The organism is Microbacterium sp. P2_F9 (assembly GCF_056403635.1).
Window position 1 is genome coordinate 1 of sequence record NZ_JBFUFC010000386.1, and the last position, 1,481, is coordinate 1,481.

The 1,481-nt window shown below is 70.7% G+C and carries 2 protein-coding genes; one reads left to right on the top strand and one right to left on the bottom strand.

All coding sequences use genetic code 11. The annotated features are described in order from the left end of the window. Nucleotides 1-24: 24 nt before the first annotated feature. Complete coding sequence (locus AC1DVT_RS20225; RefSeq protein WP_457099283.1) at nt 25-777, bottom strand: phosphoglyceromutase; 753 nt, start codon at nt 775-777, stop codon at nt 25-27. A gap of 53 nt (nt 778-830) precedes the next feature. Between AC1DVT_RS20225 and AC1DVT_RS20230 the strand changes: the two genes are divergently transcribed. Beyond that, the coding region (locus AC1DVT_RS20230; protein ID WP_477391188.1) for a class I SAM-dependent methyltransferase at nt 831-1,481 on the top strand (651 nt) is incomplete at its 3' end.

The following is a 1,481-nucleotide window of genomic DNA, read 5'->3' on the forward strand; positions in this document are numbered from 1 at the left end:
CTCTTCTCATGCGTGGCGTGGGTGCTACTTCTTGCTGCCCTGGTTCGCGACGGCGGCGGCGCCCGCTGCGGCGGCCTCGGGGTCGAGGTACTCCCCCGGACCGAGCGGCTCGAGGTTCTCGTCGAGGCGGTAGACCAGCGGGATGCCGGTGGGGATGTTCAGCTCGGAGATGTCGGCGTCGCTGATGCCGTCGAGGTGCTTGACGAGCCCGCGCAGCGAGTTGCCGTGCGCCGTCACGAGGACGGTCTTGCCGGCGCGCAGGTCGGGGACGATGTCGCTCTCCCAATACGGCAGGAAGCGGTCGATGACGAGCTTGAGCGACTCGGTGCGCGGGATGTCACCGTCGATGCCGGCGTAGCGCGGGTCGTTCACCTGGCTGAACTCGGAGTCGTCGTCGAGCAGGGGCGGCGGCACGTCGAACGAACGGCGCCAGAGCATGAACTGCTCCTGTCCGAACTCCTCGAGCGTCTGGGCCTTGTCCTTGCCCTGGAGGGCGCCGTAGTGGCGCTCGTTGAGGCGCCACGTGCGCTTCACCGGAATCCAGAGCCGGTCTGCCGCGTCGAGGGCGATGTCCGCGGTCTGGATGGCGCGACTGAGTAGCGAGGTGTGCAGCACATCAGGGAGGAGCCCGGACTCGGCGAGGAGTTCGCCGCCGCGCTGGGCTTCGGCCTTCCCCTTTTCGGAGAGCCGGACGTCGACCCATCCGGTGAAGAGGTTGAGCTCGTTCCAGGTGCTCTGGCCGTGGCGGAGGAGGATCAGCGTATAGGGCGCAGTCATGCCGCCATGATAGCGAGCCCGGATGCCGCGCACCGGCCTGACATCATGGGCTCATGGCGAGCGGTCGATCCCCCATCGGGCAGGTGACCCGGGGGACGACGGGAACCAACCGCCTCCGGCGGGTGGACCGCTGGATCGCGCGGCATCCCTCGCTCCGCCGGGCCGCCGACCCGCTGGTGGTGGATCTGGGCTATGGGGCGAGTGCGGTGACGACGCTGGAGCTGCACGCCCGGCTCGCCCGCACTCGGCCGGATGTCGATGTGGTCGGCCTCGAGATCGAGCCGAACCGGGTCACCCGCGCCCGGCACCAGCTGGAGGCGGTGCGCGCGGGGGCCACCGGCTTCGCCGCGGATGCGCGGGTGGCGTTCGCGCTGGGCGGGTTCGAGGTTCCGCTGGCAGGCGGCCGGCGCCCTGCGGTCATCCGGGCCATGAACGTGCTGCGCCAGTACCAGGAGGCCGAGGTGCGTGGCGCGTGGGACCGCGTGTGTGCGCGGCTCGCCCCGGGCGGGCTGCTCGTCGAGGGGACGTGCGACGAACTCGGGCGGATCACGACCTGGATCGCCCTCGACGCCGACGCCGTCCCGCAGTCGCTCACGCTCTCGCTGCGTCTTCAGGGCCTCGATCGTCCGTCGATCGCGGCCGAACGGCTCCCCAAGGCGCTCATCCACCGCAACGTGCCGGGCGAGCGGATCCATGCCTTCCTC